The organism is Planktothrix rubescens CCAP 1459/22 (assembly GCA_904830895.1).
GTDB lineage: Bacteria > Cyanobacteriota > Cyanobacteriia > Cyanobacteriales > Microcoleaceae > Planktothrix > Planktothrix agardhii.
Map to the genome: position 1 here is coordinate 366,992 of LR882958.1, position 18,850 is coordinate 385,841.

The window sequence follows — 18,850 nt, forward strand, 5'->3', positions numbered from 1 at the left end:
AGTATTATGGGTTTTATTCTAAATACTGAAAAATAGCATTTGCGGTTAATAAATTAGTTGCAAATAAAACCTGTTGTAAGTCACATAATCGCGATAAAGATTCAACGGATGCGGGGTTAGATTCGACTTTCACCGGATCTCGAAGATACATAATTGCTTTGACTTGATCTAACAGAATTTGATGACCAATAGCGGTTTCACCTAAAATTAAACTTTCGGGTTCAATTACTTGACTAATGGTTAAATTTGTGCTTTCTCTTAAGGCTATTTTTAATTTTTCCGAGGTGACAATGGAAAAGTTATTAATAATATGAAGATGATCCTTGATTAAATTAATTAAATCCGAAAATAAATGATCATCGGCTAATAATACCAGGATTTCTGTATTATCTTTTTTGTCATTTTTTCGTAAATTATTAATCAGATTACTGGTGACAAAATTAACTAATTTAACCGCTAAATAAGGTTGTTTGAGTTTTAATTTTTCAATATCATCAAAGGTCATAATCGCGATCGCCCCATCACTAGCAGCAATAAAATCCGATCGCAAGCCATGAATAAATGCCATTTCCCCTAATATATCCCCTTTAGTCCGACTGGAATTTTCTATCTGGTCATCACTGATGCTGACTTCCCCAGATAGAATAATCCCAAAGGATGAATCCCGACCTGTTTGGGGCATAATCACTTGTAAATCAAAGAACTTATGAATCGAAAAATATTCGCTAATAGTTTCGATTTCTTCTGTATAAAATTCTTGAAGAATATCGAGTTTTAATAATAATTCTGTTCTATGATCCATTATAGATGCTCCGCCTTTTTACCTAAAATAAAAATTGACAACTGGCTCAAAAGTTTTAGTCTGTTTAACAATCCCCCAATACCCGATAATTGTATAAATAGGAGTTTTTCCCATTGATGATCATAAAAGAAACAATTTATCTATCTTAATCTATTACTGTTACTCGATGATTTTTTCCCAATTGCAGAAAATGGTAAGATTTGATACTCCTGAAAGCCAGTGGTTTTCCAAGGTGTTATGGGTCGGTGTCGGTTGTGGACGGTTAACCCCAAGAATTTTAATTGAAATGGCAATTCAGCAGGTTTTACAACAGTATAATTTAGGGGAAAATGCGATCATCGGGATTGCCACTTTAGATATCAAAGGGAATGAACCTGGGTTAGTGGAATTGTGCCAAGCCAAAAATTGGCCCTTACGCACCTTCTCCTCAGAAGTATTGCGGGCTGTGGAGGTTCCTAACCCTTCTGCGGGGGTGGGAATAGTAGTCGGAACACCGAGTGTAGCCGAAGCCGCCGCCTTAGAAGCCGCCGGAGTCAAAACCTTACTGGTTTCTAAGCAAATTTATCGGGCGTCAACGCCTGAGAGTAGACAGGCGGTAACGGTAGCCATTGCTCAAGTTCAACGGAAAACCCCAGGGGAATTTTGATAAAGTTTGGTTAAATATTTTAGCAAAATGTGAAGCTCGATGAGTTTGACAATATCCCTGTTGTTAAAGTCAGGTAAGGGTTTAGACACTTTCAGGGTCTAATTCGGTTCAGGTGGGGAAGATCGGAACTTGGTACAATGCAACCAGCGAATGATTCTTGGAATTCTGAACCTTTTAATTTTTATGACAACTGCAACAGCTTATCCTAACGCCCCGGATCTCTCGACTGATGATTATGTCGTCATTGGTTTAGCGACCTGTTTTATTAAAGAAGATGGGGAAGTTCATCAAGTGCAAGTGGTTGAACCCATTCCCTCGGCGGCTTTAGAAGCAATTCTTAAAGGAGTTCCGACTTCATATCAAATGGCTTTGGCGGTGACATTAGGTTCTATTTTAACGAATACAGAGGCTAAAATTCCCCCTGAATTAACAACAGATGCCCATTTTTGTGAGAATTTTAGCGATCGCGCGATCGCCGCAACTCGCACTTACAAGAATCGACCCCAAGCTCAACTTCATATTCCTTTAGGAACCAGTTTTAAAGAATTTAATTACTCCTTAGAACGAAAACGGGTTTTAAATTCTGAACGGATGATTCGGAATGAAGATAATGTCAAACAACACGCTTATACTCACCAAGTTCTGTAATTATATAGCAGGAAACAGGGAACAGGGAACGCCGGATCTGGGAACAGCCCCCCCCAAACCCCCGTGCACGGGGGTTTGGGGGGGGAAGGGAATAGGGAGGAAAAGAAAAGACTTCACCGTCTAGGTTCCGTACATCCGTCTTTGTCCTAACTGCCTTGACGATTGCTATATTTAAGAGATTTTAATTGGGGCGAAATCCTGGGCTATTCACTGAATATCTAGGAAATTGCCCCCATATTTAATTATTTTGATTCTCCTGTTCTTGAGTTTGTTCTAACGCTTGAATTTGCGGAACAGTTAACTGTGTTGTTTCGGCAATTTGTTCTAAACTCATTCCCGTTTTTAGTAATAGAATTGCCACTTGTTTTAAGGCTTCAGTACGGCCTTCGGTAAGACCTTCAGCACGACCTTCAGCACGACCTTGTTCTTTACCTTCTCGCAAAATTTCTTGATACATGGTAGATTCTTGCATAATATCGCTCCTAATAATCCGTTGAATTACTTCAGGTTCTAACACTAATCCGGCGAGAATTGCAGATGCAGCCATCAAATTACTTTGAACTCGCCTATCTGCAATTTGTTCAGTTATTTGGGAGATTTGAGTTAATACCAGGGCGGGATCATTAGTCTGACTTAATACCGCAAAAGGTAATAACCCAGGAATTCTCAAAAACTCCTCTGTTGGTTGTTCCCAAAGACGAATGACCTCAAATTCATGGGAGGTTTTTTCTAGTCTAAAGGTATTTTGTTGAACTAAAGGGGATTTTGTTGGCTGTAAATAAATCACCACCTGACGCATTGACTTTTGCGGAAACCGTCGATATACCCTAACTCGATAATCTAACATCCGAAATGGGATCATTACATCCGGTTGAGTTTGGAATTCCGTATGCAATACCAACTGATCAGATTGGAGTAAAATTAAGGAATCTGCGCGAATAGGTTCTAAGGATAACTCCGTTGGGCTCAGTTGTGTTAACTGAATCGGAAAACCCAATAACCAACTGGCTAAATCCTCGGAAAAATTCTCCGCTAGAAATTTGCAGATATTATCAAACACGCTTCTTTTTCCTGGGTCTGGTTATTAATCCTGATTTGTCTTTCTAATTTTATGATAAACTTTTTTAGAAAGTTCTCATCTTAAAAAAGGATAAAGATCCATGTTAAAACTCTATGGTGGCGGTCGCAGTCGGGCTTCAATTGTTCAATGGTATTTAGAGGAAATTGGGGTTGCCTACGAGTTTATTTTATTAGATATGGCGGCAGGGGAACACCTGCAACCCGAATTTCTATCAATTAATCCGATTGGTAAAGTTCCTGCTATTGTAGAAGATGATTTTCAACTGTGGGAGTCCGGCGCAATTTTATTATATTTAGCTGAAAAACACGGTAAATTACCAAATTCTGCTGAAGAACGAGCTATCATTACACAATGGGTATTATTTGGCAATGCTACCTTGGGAACGGGGATTTTTATAGAAGCGAATCGGGAAAAAGAAACTCCTCGTTTACTCAATCCTTTAAATAAAATTCTGAGTCAACAACCCTTTTTAATGGGTGATGAATTGAACATAGCTGATATTGCGGTAGGTTCAATTTTGGCTTATATTCCCCTGATGTTGAAGTTGGATTTAAGCCCCTATCCGGCGGTTTTAGAATATATTCAACGTTTAAACGAAAGACCCGCTTTCCAAAAAACAATTGGTGGAAGCAAGTAATATTAACGGGAAAATGCTATCAGCGTCGAGTTAAAAAGATTGGAAAGTCAAACCCCAAATTTTCTAACTCAACGCTGATAGCTTAAACTTGTTTTCTTATTTGAATCCCACAGAGGCTTGCCAAACGAAAGCCAACAACAGGAAAAATACGGGGATAACGGGCAAAATGTCAACAACCGGGCTAAAAATAGAGTAAGCTTCGGGTAGCTTTGCTAACAGCAGTGTTGCTTCCATGAATTAATATACCTCTGGGAAAAATTATTTGGGCGAATTTTTACACATTTTACCACGCCCGGTCATGGCAACTCACGAATTTTAAAAGTTGCTGCTCAAGCCCAATTTTGGTGATATAGCAGGGAACACCGGAACAGCCCCCCCAAACCCCCCGTGCACGGGGGGCTAGGGGGAAGGGAACACCGGGGGAAAATACTTCACTGTCTGGGTTCCAAGATCCGTCTTTATCCTAACTGCCTTGGCGGTTGTGATATCCTCCAAAATCCGTTAACGGCTACTAAGTTATTATGGGCTATTGAAACGGAAGGTTTGAAAGTATTAGGGGTTGGATCGATCAGGAACTCGCTTGAGTTTGAGTCTGGACAAAGGGACTGACAACTGGTTTTAGGGCAAAAAAATCTTCATAAATTCGCTCACCAACATGATTCATCCGATGTTGCAAATCATCTAAAAATTCATGAATTCCTGTTTGCATAATTTCTTCAATCGTCAGATAATCGAGTTCAGAACGTAACCGTCCTAACTCCCGTTCGGCAGGATTTTGCCAGGTTCCGGGGCTAGTTCCAGTAATACATTGAAGCGATCGCTCCGCTTGTAACAAACAATATTGAATTGAACGGGGAAACTCCCGATCCAAGATTAAAAATTCTACCACCCTAGAGGGCGTAATTCGGTGTTGTTTGCGTTTCCGATACATTTCATAAGCACTCGCAGATTTTAACAATGCAATCCACTGAATTTCATCAATAGTTGTTCCCACATCCTGTACCGAAGGTAACAAAATATAATACTTAACATCCAAAATTCGAGAGGTTTTATCCCCCCGTTCTAATAATCTCCCCATATTGCCAAAATGCCACCCTTCATTATGGGACATCGTAGCATCCATCACCCCAGCAAACAGGTGTCCGTGCATTTTCACTTGATAGAAGAAATCCGCGAGTTGATAGGAACTATCTCCTAAAGCCGCATCTCTAACCATCATATAAAATTCATTCACCTGTTCCCACATTTCCGAGGAAATAATTTCTCGAACTGAACGAGCATTTTCCCGGGCAGCCCGTAAACAAGATAAAATAGAACTGGGATAATTACTATCAAAGGTCAAAAATTGGATCACATTTTCTGCGGTAGCCTCTCCATAACGTTCTTTAAACAGTTCTAAATCTCCCGTTGTGACAATAATTGGTTTCCACTGTTGTTGAACACCGGAGGGAGAATCTAATAATAAATTTTGATTAACGTCAATAAAACGAGCAATATTTTCCGCCCGTTCTACATAACGATTTAACCAATAAATAGAATCTGCAACACGACTTAACATATTAAAAATTGTTAACGGTTTACTGTTGAATAAGATGAAGCCACCCCCAAAAAATCCATGAAATCCGATCACAGATTTAAGAGGGTTACGCAGATTGACACAGATTATAGCAGTCGCGCCTGGGGTGTTAGGACATAGACTGATGCTAAAACCGCGCGCCGTACACTCCTCTTTTTCTGCGGTGTTCCCTGTTCCCTGCTATAACACAGATTAAAATCCGTGAAATCCGTGAAATCCTCTTAAATCCGTGATCCAGATTTATTCACATAAAACCCAAGTATCCTTACTCCCTCCTCCTTGAGAAGAATTAACAACTAATGACCCTTTTTTCATCGCCACCCGGGTTAATCCCCCTGGATGAACATAGATATCCTCACCATATAAAATATAGGGTCTTAAATCAACGTGACACCCTTCAAAAGTATCTCCTAATAAGGTTGGAACGCGAGATAGAGATAATGTTGGTTGTGCAATATAATTTCGGGGATTCGCCTTGATTTTTTGGGCAAATTCTTGACGTTCTGCTTCGGTAGATTGGGTTCCAATTAACATCCCATATCCTCCCGCTTCATTCGCCGCTTTAACGACTAATTTATCGAGATTATTTAGCACATATTTCAGTTGTTTGGGTTCCCAACATAAATAGGTCGGAACATTGGATAAAATTTGTTCTTCTCCTAAATAATATTGAGTCATTTGGGGAACATAAGCATAAATCACTTTATCATCTGCAATTCCAGTTCCCAAAGCATTCGCCAGAGCAACCCGACCATTTCGATACACTTCCGTTAACCCGGGAACCCCTAACATTGATTCAGGATTAAAAACTAACGGATCAATGAAATTATCATCAATTCTGCGATAAATCACATCCACCCGTTGTAAACCCTTAGTGGTTCGCATCTGCACATAGCCATCACTGACCACTAAATCCCGTCCTTCGACTAATTCCACCCCCATTTGTTGGGCTAAAAATGAGTGTTCAAAGTAGGCGGAATTGTACATCCCCGGAGTTAAAACAACAACCGTCGGATTAGTAATATGATCCCCCACTAAATTTAGCAAGGTATCTAATAAATGACTGGGGTATTCATCAACGGGTTGAATCCCTAATTTAGCAAAAAGTTGGGGAAATGTGCTTTTCATTACCCGGCGATTTTCTAAAACATAGGAAACCCCCGATGGACAGCGCAAATTATCTTCCAGAACGTACCATTTTCCCTCTTGATCTCTAACTAAATCTGTACCTGTAATATGACACCAAATTCCTTTAGGGGGTTTTAACCCCATACAGGGTTTAAGAAATCCTTTAGAAGACAGGATTAATTCTTCGGGAATAATTCCATCTTTAACAATTTTTTGTTCCCCATAAATATCATTAATAAATAGATTTAATACATGAATACGTTGCTTCAATCCGCTTTCTAAATGAGACCATTCTGAAGCAGAAACAATTCTAGGAATTAAGTCAAAGGGTAATATTCTTTCTGTTCCTTCACTATCATTATAAACGTTAAAAGTTGCTCCTAATTTCATCATTGCTGTTTTAGCCGCTTCCTGTCGAATTTCTAAATCCCCTGGGGATAAAGAATTAATTCGATCAATTAACTGGGCTGCATAGGAACGAGGTTGTCCTTTCGCCACAAACAGTTCATCGTAAAATTCACCCGGATCGTAAGATTGAAATTGCACAGCCTTTAGCCCCTATCTTTTAGAGTTCTAGTAGTCACCAGAAAGGTCAGAACATAGAATCATGCCGAAACCTATATGGTACATTATTTCTGTTCTCTGTTTCCTGTGCACTACTATACTTGAAATTTGACATCCGCCCCGCCGCGAACGGGCAGGAATTCCGTCTATTTCAACAAATCAAAACATGATAACGGTTAACTGTAGCTTTTGATACTAATTTATAAAGCCTTAATTTTAACTTAACCCACCGTTGGGAGGTACTGAAGTTATTGGCTGAACACAAATTCTACAATTATTGGCCAGGTACTCAGGGGAAAGGCAAATTCTTGAATTGGGACTGGACTGGTCTTTGATCAATAGCAGTTTGGATCACCTTGCTTGTTTTTGGGTATAGTAGTATCCTAGCCAATGTATTCGTCTTCAGACAAAGATGTGAGCGCAAACAGTGATGGATTTAGTTGACATTTGGATTGACGATTCAAAATAAGCAACTTATAGTCTATAAAATCCTAAACTAATATTTTGGGATTTATTCTGTTTAGTTAAGATTTGTAATACATATCGTGAGAGAACTACGTTAGGTTTCGATAAAATAGGAGTGATTGTATGGCTTTCGGCAATTTAGTGGTTACGTTAATTATTGGATTCGTGGTAGGTGTAGGACTTGCCTACTGGTGGTTTGACAAACAGATATCCAATCAAAAAAAGAGTATAGAGGAAAACAATCGTCAGCAACGAGAGGAACAAGACAAATTATATCTGATTCGGACTCAACAAACTATTCAAGAGTCAGAACAAAAATATCAAAATCAACTTCAGCAAGCAATAGAAACATCGGAAAATCAATATCAAGCTCAACTTGAACAGATGAGTGTGCAGTTACAGGAGAAAGATACTCAAGTTCAACAACTGAATCAATCTCTTTTTGAATCTGAAACTCAGGTTGCACAACTGACAGAACAATTGCAAGAAAGTGAAACTGAAGTTACAAAACTCAATGACTTTTTGATTCAGTATCAAACCATGCTAGAGGAGGTAAATGCTGAATTAGAAGCCAGTCAAGCACAGGTGAGTCAATTTTCTACAAATCAAGCGGTTGAATCTGAAATTCAACCAGAATCTCCGATTTTAGCATCTCCTACCATTGAAGAAATTGTAGAAGAATCTCCGATTTTAGCATCTCCTACCATTGAAGAAATTGTAGAAGAATCTCCGATTTTAGCATCTCCTACCATTGAAGAAATTGTAGAAGAATCTCCGATTTTAGCATCTCCTACCATTGAAGAAATTGTAGAAGAATCTCCGATTTTAGCATCTCCTACCATTGAAGAAATTGTAGAAGAATCTCCGATTTTAGCATCTCCTACCATTGAAGAAATTGTAGAAGAATCTCCGGTTTTAGCATCTCCTACCATTGAAGAAATTGTAGAAGAATCTCCGGTTTTAGCATCTCCTACCGTTGAAGAAATTGTAGAAGAATCTCCGATTTTAGCATCTCCTACCGTTGAAGAAATTGTAGAAGAATCTCCGGTTTTAGCATCTCCTACCGTTGAAGAAATTGTAGAAGAATCTCCGGTTTTAGCATCTCCTACCATTGAAGAAATTGTAGAAGAATCTCCGGTTTTAGCATCTCCTACCATTGAAGAAATTGTAGAAGAATCTCCGGTTTTAGCATCTCCTACCATTGAAGAAATTGTAGAAGAATCTCCGGTTTTAGCATCTCCTACCATTGAAGAAATTGTAGAAGAATCTCCGATTTTAGCATCTCCTACCGTCGAGGAAATTGTAGAAGAATCTCCGGTTTTAGCATCTCCTACCATTGAAGAAATTGTAGAAGAATCTCCGGTTTTAGCATCTCCTACCATTGAAGAAATTGTAGAAGAATCTCCGATTTTAGCATCTCCTACCGTCGAGGAAATTGTAGAAGAATCTCCGGTTTTAGCATCTCCTACCATTGAAGAAATTGTAGAAGAATCTCCGGTTTTAGCATCTCCTACCATTGAAGAAATTGTAGAAGAATCTCCGGTTTTAGCATCTCCTACCATTGAAGAAATTGTAGAAGAATCTCCGGTTTTAGCATCTCCTACCGTCGAGGAAATTATAACATTACCCACGACAAATATTCAAACAGAAAATATCACATTACCTCCAACCAAAACTTCATCAGAAGAAGAATTGATTCAACAAATTTCAGCAATTGGATCATCAGGAAATTTTGGATCTACTAACATATTAACTGGATATTTACAACATTCTAACCCTCAAGTTCGTTATGCTGTTGCTTCAACATTAGGGAAACTTACAGCTTCCGGTCGATTAAGTCGAGAAGTCCAACAAAGCATTCCTCTTTTAACTCGATTAAGTCAAGATATTGATCCAAGTGTTCGTCAAGAAGCGATTATTGCATTAGGAAAAATACCCTCTCATCAAGTGATTCCGATTTTACAGAAAGCACTCCGAGATCCTCAGATTTCAGTCGCACAATCGGCTAGTATTGCATTAAACAAATTCAAAGTTTATCGCGTTCAGCCGAAATCTCAGCCTAAATCTCTAATGTTGAGAAAACCGAATATATCCAGCAATCCTAAATAGATTGTAATACCTATTATTTGTGAAGTTGCCAATAATTTATCCCCCCCAAAAACTATTAAAAAAAAGGGGGGAATAAATTTTACCACCATTAAAACATAGCACTTAATCTATTAAAAATAAATGCTAAAACGGCAATACCGACAATAGCAATTAATATAATTAATAATAATAATCCCCCCAATAATAGAAAAACAAACCAAGGATCGGCTTTTTCCCCCAGTTCAGGGGAATTAACGTAATCTTCTAAAAGTTCAACGTTTTTAACATTAGCTTTCCAAGCGACATCAAAAATATCTCCAAATACCGGGACAGTTCCCGTAATAGTTTCTAAGGCAATATTGGATACCATTGTAATTAAAGTTTCCCTGGGTAAACCCAACTTAAATGCCTCAAATACAATATAAATAGATAACACTCCTCCTAATATATCCCCACCCCCAGGAATTAACCCTAAAATCGGATCAATTCCAAACCCAATTGATGTACCAGGAACCCGAATAGCATTATCTAAAAGGGTACTCAGACTTCGCATTCTGCGGACAATAATAGTTCTTTCACGATCAGAATTTGAGGGTTTTATAGATTTCATTTTGTTTGTATTTTATAATAAAAATTCCTCCCTACTTAAAATAAAGGAGGGAGGAATGATGGTGCTAAAGCACAACAACTAAGATGGTGCTAAAGCACAATAACGATGATGGTGCTAAAGCACAACAACTAAGATGGTGCTAAAGCACAATAACGATGATGGTGCTAAAGCACAACAACTAAGATGGTGCTAAAGCACAACAACGATGGTGCTAAAGCACAACAACGAAATTATTTAGATTCGGTGAAGTCAGCATCAATCACATCATCACCGCCACCTGGAGGGGTGGAACCGCCAGCACCAGGGCCACCGTCTTCAGGAGGAACACCGCCACCAGCTTGTTGATAGATATTAGAACCCACCGCAAATAACGCTTGTTGTAAATCCGTAGTTAGGGTTTTAATTTTATCATCATCATCCTGGGCGATCGCTTCCCGCAATTCCTTCACCATCCCTTCAATCTTGGTTTTATCGGCTTCGGGAACCTTATCACCTAACTCTTGAAGCTGTTTTTCCGCTTGATAGGAGAGGGTATCAGCTTGGTTTTTGCGTTCAATGCGTTCCCGACGTTCTTTGTCGGTGGCGGCATTTTGTTCAGCTTCCCGTACCATCCGTTGTACTTCGTCATTGGGGAGGGTAGACGCGCCCGTAATACTGATAGACTGTTCTTTTCCAGTCCCCTTATCCTTGGCGGTAACGTTCAAAATCCCGTTGGCGTCGATATCAAAAATCACCTCAATTTGAGGAACACCCCGGGGCGAGGGGGGAATACCATCGAGGCGGAAAGTTCCCAAACTCTTGTTATCATTAGACATTTCCCGTTCTCCTTGGAGAACATGGATTTCAACGTTAGTTTGACCATCCACCGCCGTCGAGAACACTTCCGATTTCTTAGTAGGAATAGTAGTGTTACGCGGAATAATTTTAGTCATCACCCCACCGAGGGTTTCCACACCCAAGGACAATGGAGTTACGTCTAACAGCAGAATGTCTTTAACTTCACCCGATAACACCCCAGCTTGAATTGCAGCGCCTAAAGCCACCACTTCATCGGGGTTAACGGTTTGGTTAGGTTCTTTACCCAAGGCGTCCCGAACTAATTTTTGAATCGCAGGAATACGGGTAGAACCTCCGACTAACACCACTTCATCAATATCAGATTTCTTCAGTTTAGAATCAGTGATGGCTTTCTCAACGGGCGTCAAACAACGGTCAATTAAATCAGAACATAACTGCTCAAATTTTGCCCGGGTTAAGGTCATATCCAGATGTTTAGGGCCATCTTGGGTCGCCGTAATAAAAGGCAGGTTAATTTCGGTTTGGGTAACGCTAGACAGTTCTTGTTTAGCTTTCTCCGAGGCTTCGGTTAACCGTTGCAGGGCTTGTTTATCTTTGCGAAGGTCAACGCCCTCATTTCTTTGAAATTCTTCCGCTAGGTAGTCAACAATTTTCTTATCAAAATCATCTCCTCCCAGGTGAGTATCTCCAGAAGTTGATAATACTTCAAATACCCCATCGCCGACTTCTAAAATTGAGACATCAAAAGTACCGCCCCCTAAGTCAAAAACCAGAATAGTTTCGTTACTTTTTTGTTCTAAACCATAGGCCAAAGAAGCGGCGGTTGGTTCGTTGATAATCCGTTTAACTTCAATTCCGGCAATTTTACCCGCGTCTTTAGTCGCTTGACGTTGGGAGTCGTTAAAATAAGCAGGAACGGTAATAACAGCTTCTCTAACGGTTTCGCCTAAATATTTACTGGCATCATCAACCAGTTTTCTCAACACTTTGGCGGAGATTTCTTCCGGGGCAAATTGTTTATTGCGGGCGGGGGAATCTAATTTAACATTACCACTGCTATCACGCAGCACCTTATAAGAAACTTCTTTAGATTCGTTGTTAACTTCTTCTGATTTGCGTCCGATGAACCGTTTAACCGAATAAAAGGTATTTTCGGGGTTCATTACCGACTGACGTTTGGCAATTTGACCCACCAGTTCGTCACCATTTTTAGCAAAAGCTACCACTGAAGGTGTGGTGCGTAACCCTTCCGCATTAGCAATTACGGTGGGTTTTCCCCCTTCCATCACGGCGACGCAAGAGTTAGTGGTTCCTAAGTCAATGCCGACTACTTTTCCCATATTCTTTATTGTTCTCCAATTTACTACAAAAAAGTTAGATTCTGTTTGAGGTTAGTCGTTTTAATACGACTTCTGGACTAATTATCGAACCCAACTAAAGCCGGGGGCGAGTCCAATTTCAATACAGTTTTTAAGATACGATTGCTTATCTCTATACTGCGGGCGGTTTGTCCATTCCTTGAAGGTGTGTTTACCGAACCTATTTGGGACGGTTTGACTTCAACTTTGGACGGTTGCCCTTTGTGGTTCACATCTACTACTGTAGGAAGTGCGATCGGTTTTGGTATTGTGGCAAACCGTATATTTTAGGTTGTAGTTTCCGATAAATTATTTTTCCCCTCGTTTCTAGGTTCTACCTAGAAATGACATTAAGGAGGCTCTGCCTCCTGTTATAATCTGAGGCAGAGCCTCAAATTTGCATTCCAATGCAGAGCATTGGAACGAGGGAAGGGTTAAATAATATCTGATAAAATAAGAATTAAATTATATATCCCCAGTCCTTAACCATGAGTCAATGTCTTAATCCTGATTGCCTCCAACTCAACCTTAAAACTACAATTTTTTGTCAAAAATGCGGTTCTAAATTACTATTAAGGGAACGATATCGAGCTTTAAAAATATTAGGACAAGGAGGTTTTGGTCGAACGTTTCTAGCGGTTGATGAAGATAAACCGTCTCAACCCTATTGTGTAATTAAACAATTTTTACCCCAAGCTCAAGGCACGAATAATCAAGAAAAAGCCGGAGAACTTTTTAAACAAGAAGCTATACAGTTAGAACAATTAGGCAAACATCAACAAATTCCTGAATTATTCGCCCATTTTATCCAAGATAACCGTCAATATTTAGTTCAAGAATATATTCCAGGGCAAAATTTAGCTCAAGAATTAGCCAAATGTTCAAGATGGAGAAAATGGATTTTTATATACTCCTCAAGATCCAGAAGATTTTACACAGAAATTACAGCAATTAATTGATGATCCTCTATTAAGAAAAACCCTAGGAAATCAAGGAATGAAATCCGTCGGTAATTACAGTTGGGATGTGGTAATTAAAAATTTAGTTGATATTTGGGAGCAAAAAATTAAGGAAGCTAATTAAACGAATTTTAAATAATCAATTTTATTTCTTATCTTCTCCGAGAGGGAGAAACAAAAACAAATTGTTGCAATAGATCATGCCAAGTTATTTTACAGTCTTTGACTTGTTCAGGAGGCATCATCGTAATAATGGCTTGATAGTTCTCATGGTTAATAACACGAGTTCTATCTTCGCGTGAAATTCCCTTAATTCCCGCAGGTGCAATAATAATCCCGGCAATTTTATAGGGTTGAGGTTGGGGACAAGCTTGATCAAAACAGGAAGAATGAAAAAATTGTTGAGGAAGAATAGAGATAATATTTTGAATTGTTTTTTCCACTTGATCTAACTTATCAATTGCTTGATCTTCATTCACAATAAGATGACGTAACTCAATAATAATTAAATAACAATCTCCATCTTCTACATTCATTCCCATGACTAAATAATCACAGCGCCGACCTTTCCAACTACTTGCTTGATTAGCATATTTTTCTAAATTACAGACAACTAACTGAATTTCATCGGCTTCTAATTTCACCCAATAATAAGATTTTTCGACTTTTTCAAAAAGAAGTATCTCGGTTTCTATTTCAACCAATTGGCAACAATTGTCTAGGTTTTTAATTGGATCAGTAGAATTAATTCTGGGAATATTTGGAAGTTTATCTCTAGTGCAAAGTAAGCGCATTTTTTTAAATTATTTACTCCATAAATTATACGTCATTAATTGATTAAATTGAATTTCTAAATTTCCTAAAACAGATCCTAGTAATCCTTCATCTATTTTTCCTGACTCCGTGACAATATTTTGGATTTTACCTTGACTAAACAGATAAGCTGAAAGCATTTCAGGGGCTATTCTTGTTTCGATTTCAGGCATTCCATCAACGGATTCATCGTTTAATTGCTCATAAGCTAATATTAAATTATTTAAGGTGTATAATACAACTAAAGAATGAGTTGTAATTACTAAACGAAAACCTTGATTGACTAAATAAGCTAACATTTTAATAATAGCAACTTGCGCCTCTGGATGTAAATGAGTTTCTGGTTCTTCAATATGAATAAATAGAGGCCTTTCAGATTGTGGAAAACCCAGTAATGCTTGTGCTGTTGATACTAACGGCCAAGTTTCCATTTGACCTGAAGAAGCCATTTCAATCTCTAAAGGTTGATGGGTTTCTTCTGGTATCCATTGCCATTTACGAGCATAGGGGCCAGTTTTAGCAGAAATCGCTCGTCCCCCTAAAGCATTTTTGACTAAATTATCAATATCCAAGGCTGCTTTAGGTTTCTCTTGAATGTTGGTATCCCAAAATTGATGAATATCGGAAACTTGACTTAAAACTTTAGCAAATTCCCGCATGGTAATGGGTAAAGCTCGATTTCCTAATATCGTAGAATTAGAGTTGATAAAACGAGAAAAAAATGTTCTTTCTGCTGGGACAAAAATTGACTTTGGTAAGTGTTTACCCGAAAGAGAGGGATCAGCAAATAAGTCTTTTAAATACCGATCAATTTCTTTCTTGAAGTTACCAATAGGATTAATTTTTCGATTAGATTTATATAGAGTTATTTTTTGTTGATTCTCAAATGAATTTAGATCATTTTTTGTATAGATTATCTCAACTTTTGGAGATGTTAAAAAACTGGCTAAAGCCCTATTAGTTAATTCTCCTGATCTAATTCCTTCTAATATCTTACGCACTGTACTGTTGGGTGTTAATGATTCAAAATAGTTCGACAATAAATATTCATAATCATGAAAAAAATAGAGAATTTGGCTGATTAAAGATTTTCCTGTTCCTTGGGTTCCTATCAACACAGTTAGAGGTTTAATTTCTAAGGTAACCGGAGCCTCAATTGCTTGAATTGGGCCGAATCCTCCTTGGATAGTAATTGTTTCTTTAGAAATAGGGGTAGCAGATGACATTTAATTTACCCATGAAGTTGATTGACATTGAATTTGTACAGACTATTTCTGAATAAATGAGACTAACCCAAAAAGAGCGGATTTGATTTCAATATAACAGAATTAGCAAGTCATGGCGAAGACCTCGATTGACAAATGCTCTTTACAATACTTAATATAAGCAAGCTATAACTGATGAAACTGTGGGACAAAGAACGTATGCCGACTTTTTTGCTGGTTTGGTTGGGACAAATTGTTTCTATGTTTGGTTCCAGCTTAACCGAATTTGCTTTGGGGGTTTGGGTGTATCAAACCACAGGTTCCATTACCCAGTTTGCTCTGATTTCTGTTTGTATTCATCTTCCTAACCTGTTGATTTCCCCCCTCGCAGGCGCTATTGTAGACCGTTCGAGTCGTCGCGGCGCGATGATTATTAATGATATTATTGCGGCGGTCGGAACGCTAATTTTAATGGGTTTGGTGTTTTCCAACCGTTTAGAAGTTTGGCATATTTACGTTGCGGTGTGCGTGAGTTCCATCTCAGGCGCCTTCCAATGGCCCGCTTATATGGCCTCTATTCCCCAATTAGTTCCCCGCAATGATTTGAGTCGTGCTAATGGCATGGTACAAGTTTCTAGGGCGATCGCTAAAATTTCTGGCCCAACTGTTGCCGGAATTTTAGTTAGTAGTATTGGTATTGGTTCGATTTTAATTATTGATTCAGGAACCTTTATTTTAGGGTTAATTACTTTATTAATTGTACGTTTTCCTAAAGTAGAACCTTCAAAATCTCAACAACAACCCTTAAACTTTAAACGACTTTGGCAAGAAAATCTGTCCGCCTGGAATTATATTCTCATCCGTCCCGGTTTAAAAAAATTATTAAGCTTTTTTGCAATAACTTACTTTACAGAAGGAATGCTTGCTATTTTATTCTGGCCGGTGGTCTTAACCTTTGCCAGCAGTAAAGAATTAGGATTGATTTTATCAATTAGCGGTTGTGGAATGCTCCTCGGAAGCCTCGCTGTCAGTGTTTGGGGCGGCCCTAAAAACCGAATGAAAGCAATTTTATGGTTAGTCGGTTTACAGGGTTTATGTCTTTGTTTAGGCGGGTTTAGACCTTCGGTTTTCTTAGCTGGAATTGGAGGATTTGGTTATTTATTTGCCCGTCCCTTTATTGTTAGTAGTAATCATACAATTTGGCAATCTAAAATCCCCTTTGAATTACAAGGACGGATATTTTCTTTACAAAGTGTTGTCGAGCGATCGCTTTTAATTCTATCCCATTTAACCGTTGGGCCCCTAGCTGATAGAGTATTAGAACCAATGATGAAACCCGGTGGACTATTAGCTGATAGTATTGGTACAATTATTGGAGTAGGTGCAGGACGAGGAAGTGGGTTATTATTTATGTTAATAGGTATCCTCAATATTGTAGCCGCTTTAATTGCCTATCAAATGCCCCGTTTACGTCGAGTCGAAAAAGAAATTCCCGATGCCATTGCAGTCATCAGTTAACAATGTAGAGACGTGCCACGGCGCGTCTCTCTTCTAACAATTAACAATTAATTAATTATGAAAATCCTACAAATTATTCCTTCAATTTCTTTAGTATATGGTGGCCCCAGTCAAATGATCCGGGGTCTATCTTCAGCGTTAGGAAAACTGGGGGTTGAGGTGACAGTTTTAACCACTAATTCTAATGGCGATCGCGGACAACCGCCCTTAGATGTTCCTTTGGATATTCCCGTACAGGAAAATGGTTATCAAATTCGCTATTTTCCCTGTTCTCCCTTTCGCCGTTATAAATTTTCTTTAGATTTATTAAACTGGCTAAAAAAACACGCCTCTGAATATGATTTAGCCCATATTCATGCCTTGTTTTCTCCCGTAACTTCGGCGGCGGCAACCGTAGCCCGTTATCAAAAATTACCCTATATTTTACGCCCGTTAGGAACCCTTGACCCCGCCGATTTAAACAAGAAAAAACAGTTAAAAAAACTCTATGCAGCATTATTAGAACGTCCCAATCTTGCCGGGGCAGCAGCTATTCATTTTACCAGTCAAGAAGAAGCCAGAATATCTGAACGATTTGGAGTTAAAACGAATGATTTAGTCATTCCTTTAGGCGTAACCTTACCCGAATTAACCCAAACTCCCCAAGCAATTTTATCCCATTTAGAAATAAAGCCAAATATTCCGATTATTTTATTTTTATCTCGAATTGAACCCAAAAAGGGACTCGATATTTTAATTCCCGCTTTAGAAAAAGTCTTAAAAACTGGATTAGAATTTCAATTTATTTTAGCAGGATCTAATCCCCAAGATCCCGAATATGAGGCTAAAATTAAACAACAAATTCAACAATCTCCTTTAGGCGAAAAAACTATTATTCCAGGGTTTGTAACTGGAGAAATCAAAACAGCTTTATTAAAAATAGCTGATTTATTTGTCTTACCTTCCTATTATGAAAATTTTGGAATTGCAGTGGCCGAAGCGATGGCTGTGGGAACTCCGGTAATAATTTCTAAGGGAATTTATATTTGGGAAGATGTGGAAAAAGCCCAAGGAGGTTGGGTCGGAAATGGCAATATTGATGAAATTTCAAGTTTAATTGAAACCGCATTAAAAAATCCCCAAGAACGTCAACGGCGAGGTTTAAATGCTCAAAATTATGCTTTAAATTATTATAGTTGGGAGGCGATCGCTCAACAAATGATTCAAGTCTATCAAGGATTAATTCTTAATTCTAAACAATGATACAGCAATCCTAAATGATTTGTGATAAAAACCCGTATGATTTTGTGTAGAAAATGCTATAATCTTAATAATTCCTAATAAAAAAGAGCTTATGATTCAAGCAATATCTACAACCGTAACATTTGATGAATTTATCGCTGGGTATCCAGAAAGGTCGGAATATCACTACGAATTACACAACGGAGAAATTGTAGAAATGCCTAAACCCACAGGTAAACATTCACGGGTTGCAGGTTTTTTAATTGCTGAACTTAACTTTGAAATTAGACGATTAAAACTTCCTTATTTTATTCCTAAAGAAAGCGTGATTAAATCTGCTCGTGATCAGTCTGGATATGAGCCTGATGTGATTGTAATTGATGAAGGACGGGTTATAGATAATCCTAGATGGGAAAAAGAATCGGTTATTACTCAAGGAAGTTCTGTACCATTGGTGGTTGAAGTTGTTTCAACTAATTGGAGTGATGATTATGCTTTAAAACTAGAAGAATACGAGATTTTGGGCATTTATGAATACTGGATTATAGATTATTTAGGATTAGGAGGAAGAAGATTTATCGGAAATCCTAAACGACCTACTATTTCCGTCTACCAGCTTGTTGAAGGAGAGTATCAACTCCACCAATTTCGAGAAAATCAACACATTGAATCACTGATTTTTCCAGAGTTAAATTTGACAGCTTTAGAGATTTTTCAAGCAGGTAAATGATGC

16 protein-coding genes and 1 pseudogene are annotated in these 18,850 nt (G+C 38.4%); 8 read left to right on the forward strand and 9 right to left on the reverse strand.

Annotation, left to right across the window (positions count from 1 at the left end):
- Nucleotides 1-13: 13 nt before the first annotated feature.
- Entirely contained in the window at nucleotides 14-802 is a 789-nt protein-coding gene (locus NMG86_RS01805) for a hypothetical protein (protein ID WP_026796886.1), read from the reverse strand.
- A gap of 190 nt (nucleotides 803-992) precedes the next feature.
- Here NMG86_RS01805 and NMG86_RS01810 point away from each other — a divergent pair, with 190 nt between their 5' ends.
- Together NMG86_RS01810 and NMG86_RS01815 are read left to right on the forward strand one after the other, a co-directional pair.
- Nucleotides 993-1,448 (forward strand): cobalamin biosynthesis protein, encoded by a 456-nt coding sequence (locus NMG86_RS01810; RefSeq protein WP_043939444.1) that lies wholly within the window; start codon nucleotides 993-995, stop codon nucleotides 1,446-1,448.
- Nucleotides 1,449-1,631: 183 nt separating this feature from the next.
- Nucleotides 1,632-2,096, forward strand: coding sequence for a hypothetical protein (locus NMG86_RS01815; RefSeq protein WP_026788422.1), 465 nt, complete (start codon nucleotides 1,632-1,634; stop codon nucleotides 2,094-2,096).
- 238 nt (nucleotides 2,097-2,334) lie between these two features.
- Here NMG86_RS01815 and NMG86_RS01820 read toward each other — a convergent pair whose 3' ends face one another.
- On the reverse strand, nucleotides 2,335-3,156 hold the full coding sequence (locus NMG86_RS01820) for an Rpn family recombination-promoting nuclease/putative transposase (RefSeq protein WP_026788423.1): 822 nt from the start codon (nucleotides 3,154-3,156) through the stop codon (nucleotides 2,335-2,337).
- A 100-nt stretch (nucleotides 3,157-3,256) separates the two neighbouring features.
- Here NMG86_RS01820 and NMG86_RS01825 point away from each other — a divergent pair, with 100 nt between their 5' ends.
- Complete coding sequence (locus tag NMG86_RS01825; protein WP_026788424.1) at nucleotides 3,257-3,814, forward strand: glutathione S-transferase family protein; 558 nt, start codon at nucleotides 3,257-3,259, stop codon at nucleotides 3,812-3,814.
- A gap of 96 nt (nucleotides 3,815-3,910) precedes the next feature.
- Here NMG86_RS01825 and NMG86_RS01830 read toward each other — a convergent pair whose 3' ends face one another.
- The 3 genes from NMG86_RS01830 to NMG86_RS01840 form a co-directional block, all read right to left on the reverse strand.
- Nucleotides 3,911-4,048 (reverse strand): photosystem II reaction center protein K, encoded by a 138-nt coding sequence (locus tag NMG86_RS01830; RefSeq protein WP_071782508.1) that lies wholly within the window; start codon nucleotides 4,046-4,048, stop codon nucleotides 3,911-3,913.
- A gap of 334 nt (nucleotides 4,049-4,382) precedes the next feature.
- Complete coding sequence (locus NMG86_RS01835; RefSeq protein ID WP_026788425.1) at nucleotides 4,383-5,372, reverse strand: alpha-E domain-containing protein; 990 nt, start codon at nucleotides 5,370-5,372, stop codon at nucleotides 4,383-4,385.
- Between the two features lie 258 nt (nucleotides 5,373-5,630).
- The gene (locus tag NMG86_RS01840; protein WP_026788426.1) at nucleotides 5,631-7,064 is read right to left on the reverse strand and encodes a circularly permuted type 2 ATP-grasp protein; all 1,434 of its coding nucleotides are present in this window, start codon (nucleotides 7,062-7,064) and stop codon (nucleotides 5,631-5,633) included.
- Nucleotides 7,065-7,670: 606 nt separating this feature from the next.
- On the opposite strand from NMG86_RS01840, the gene NMG86_RS01845 reads away from it, so the two are divergent.
- Nucleotides 7,671-9,656: a HEAT repeat domain-containing protein gene (locus tag NMG86_RS01845; protein WP_087882250.1), complete on the forward strand. Its 1,986-nt coding sequence runs from the start codon at nucleotides 7,671-7,673 to the stop codon at nucleotides 9,654-9,656.
- 88 nt (nucleotides 9,657-9,744) lie between these two features.
- On the opposite strand, the gene NMG86_RS01850 is transcribed toward NMG86_RS01845, so the two are convergent.
- Nucleotides 9,745-10,245, reverse strand: a complete 501-nt coding sequence (locus tag NMG86_RS01850; protein ID WP_026788428.1) for a DUF4112 domain-containing protein — start codon at nucleotides 10,243-10,245, stop codon at nucleotides 9,745-9,747.
- Between the two features lie 230 nt (nucleotides 10,246-10,475).
- Nucleotides 10,476-12,383 (reverse strand): molecular chaperone DnaK, encoded by a 1,908-nt coding sequence (gene dnaK / locus NMG86_RS01855; RefSeq protein WP_026788429.1) that lies wholly within the window; start codon nucleotides 12,381-12,383, stop codon nucleotides 10,476-10,478.
- Between the two features lie 506 nt (nucleotides 12,384-12,889).
- Here dnaK and NMG86_RS01860 point away from each other — a divergent pair.
- Nucleotides 12,890-13,273: pseudogene (locus tag NMG86_RS01860) on the forward strand (4-Cys prefix domain-containing protein); the annotation flags it as partial.
- A gap of 239 nt (nucleotides 13,274-13,512) precedes the next feature.
- On the opposite strand, the gene NMG86_RS01865 reads toward NMG86_RS01860, so the two are convergent.
- Together NMG86_RS01865 and NMG86_RS01870 are read right to left on the reverse strand one after the other, a co-directional pair.
- Complete coding sequence (locus tag NMG86_RS01865) at nucleotides 13,513-14,154, reverse strand: hypothetical protein (protein WP_026788431.1); 642 nt, start codon at nucleotides 14,152-14,154, stop codon at nucleotides 13,513-13,515.
- A 9-nt stretch (nucleotides 14,155-14,163) separates the two neighbouring features.
- Nucleotides 14,164-15,399 carry an ATP-binding protein gene (locus NMG86_RS01870; protein ID WP_026788432.1) on the reverse strand — a complete coding sequence of 412 codons (1,236 nt, stop codon included), beginning with the start codon at nucleotides 15,397-15,399 and terminating at the stop codon, nucleotides 14,164-14,166.
- 174 nt (nucleotides 15,400-15,573) lie between these two features.
- Here NMG86_RS01870 and NMG86_RS01875 point away from each other — a divergent pair, with 174 nt between their 5' ends.
- The 3 genes from NMG86_RS01875 (at nucleotide 15,574) to NMG86_RS01885 (ending at nucleotide 18,847) form a co-directional block, all read left to right on the forward strand.
- Entirely contained in the window at nucleotides 15,574-16,896 is a 1,323-nt protein-coding gene (locus tag NMG86_RS01875) for an MFS transporter (protein WP_233423069.1), read from the forward strand.
- A gap of 57 nt (nucleotides 16,897-16,953) precedes the next feature.
- Entirely contained in the window at nucleotides 16,954-18,138 is a 1,185-nt protein-coding gene (hpsP, locus tag NMG86_RS01880; RefSeq protein ID WP_026796889.1) for a hormogonium polysaccharide biosynthesis glycosyltransferase HpsP, read from the forward strand.
- Nucleotides 18,139-18,229: 91 nt separating this feature from the next.
- The gene (locus NMG86_RS01885; protein ID WP_026796890.1) at nucleotides 18,230-18,847 is read left to right on the forward strand and encodes a Uma2 family endonuclease; all 618 of its coding nucleotides are present in this window, start codon (nucleotides 18,230-18,232) and stop codon (nucleotides 18,845-18,847) included.
- Nucleotides 18,848-18,850: the final 3 nt, after the last annotated feature.

Coding starts and splice junctions, on each gene's coding strand:
- NMG86_RS01805 (WP_026796886.1), bottom strand. CDS start 802: ATGGATCATAGAACAGAATTATTATTAAAACTCGATATTCTTCAAGAA.
- NMG86_RS01810 (WP_043939444.1), top strand. CDS start 993: ATGGTAAGATTTGATACTCCTGAAAGCCAGTGGTTTTCCAAGGTGTTA.
- NMG86_RS01815 (WP_026788422.1), top strand. CDS start 1,632: ATGACAACTGCAACAGCTTATCCTAACGCCCCGGATCTCTCGACTGAT.
- NMG86_RS01825 (WP_026788424.1), top strand. CDS start 3,257: ATGTTAAAACTCTATGGTGGCGGTCGCAGTCGGGCTTCAATTGTTCAA.
- NMG86_RS01830 (WP_071782508.1), bottom strand. CDS start 4,048: ATGGAAGCAACACTGCTGTTAGCAAAGCTACCCGAAGCTTACTCTATT.
- NMG86_RS01835 (WP_026788425.1), bottom strand. CDS start 5,372: ATGTTAAGTCGTGTTGCAGATTCTATTTATTGGTTAAATCGTTATGTA.
- NMG86_RS01845 (WP_087882250.1), top strand. CDS start 7,671: ATGGCTTTCGGCAATTTAGTGGTTACGTTAATTATTGGATTCGTGGTA.
- NMG86_RS01850 (WP_026788428.1), bottom strand. CDS start 10,245: ATGAAATCTATAAAACCCTCAAATTCTGATCGTGAAAGAACTATTATT.
- dnaK (WP_026788429.1), bottom strand. CDS start 12,383: ATGGGAAAAGTAGTCGGCATTGACTTAGGAACCACTAACTCTTGCGTC.
- NMG86_RS01865 (WP_026788431.1), bottom strand. CDS start 14,154: ATGCGCTTACTTTGCACTAGAGATAAACTTCCAAATATTCCCAGAATT.
- NMG86_RS01870 (WP_026788432.1), bottom strand. CDS start 15,399: ATGTCATCTGCTACCCCTATTTCTAAAGAAACAATTACTATCCAAGGA.
- NMG86_RS01875 (WP_233423069.1), top strand. CDS start 15,574: ATGAAACTGTGGGACAAAGAACGTATGCCGACTTTTTTGCTGGTTTGG.
- hpsP (WP_026796889.1), top strand. CDS start 16,954: ATGAAAATCCTACAAATTATTCCTTCAATTTCTTTAGTATATGGTGGC.
- NMG86_RS01885 (WP_026796890.1), top strand. CDS start 18,230: ATGATTCAAGCAATATCTACAACCGTAACATTTGATGAATTTATCGCT.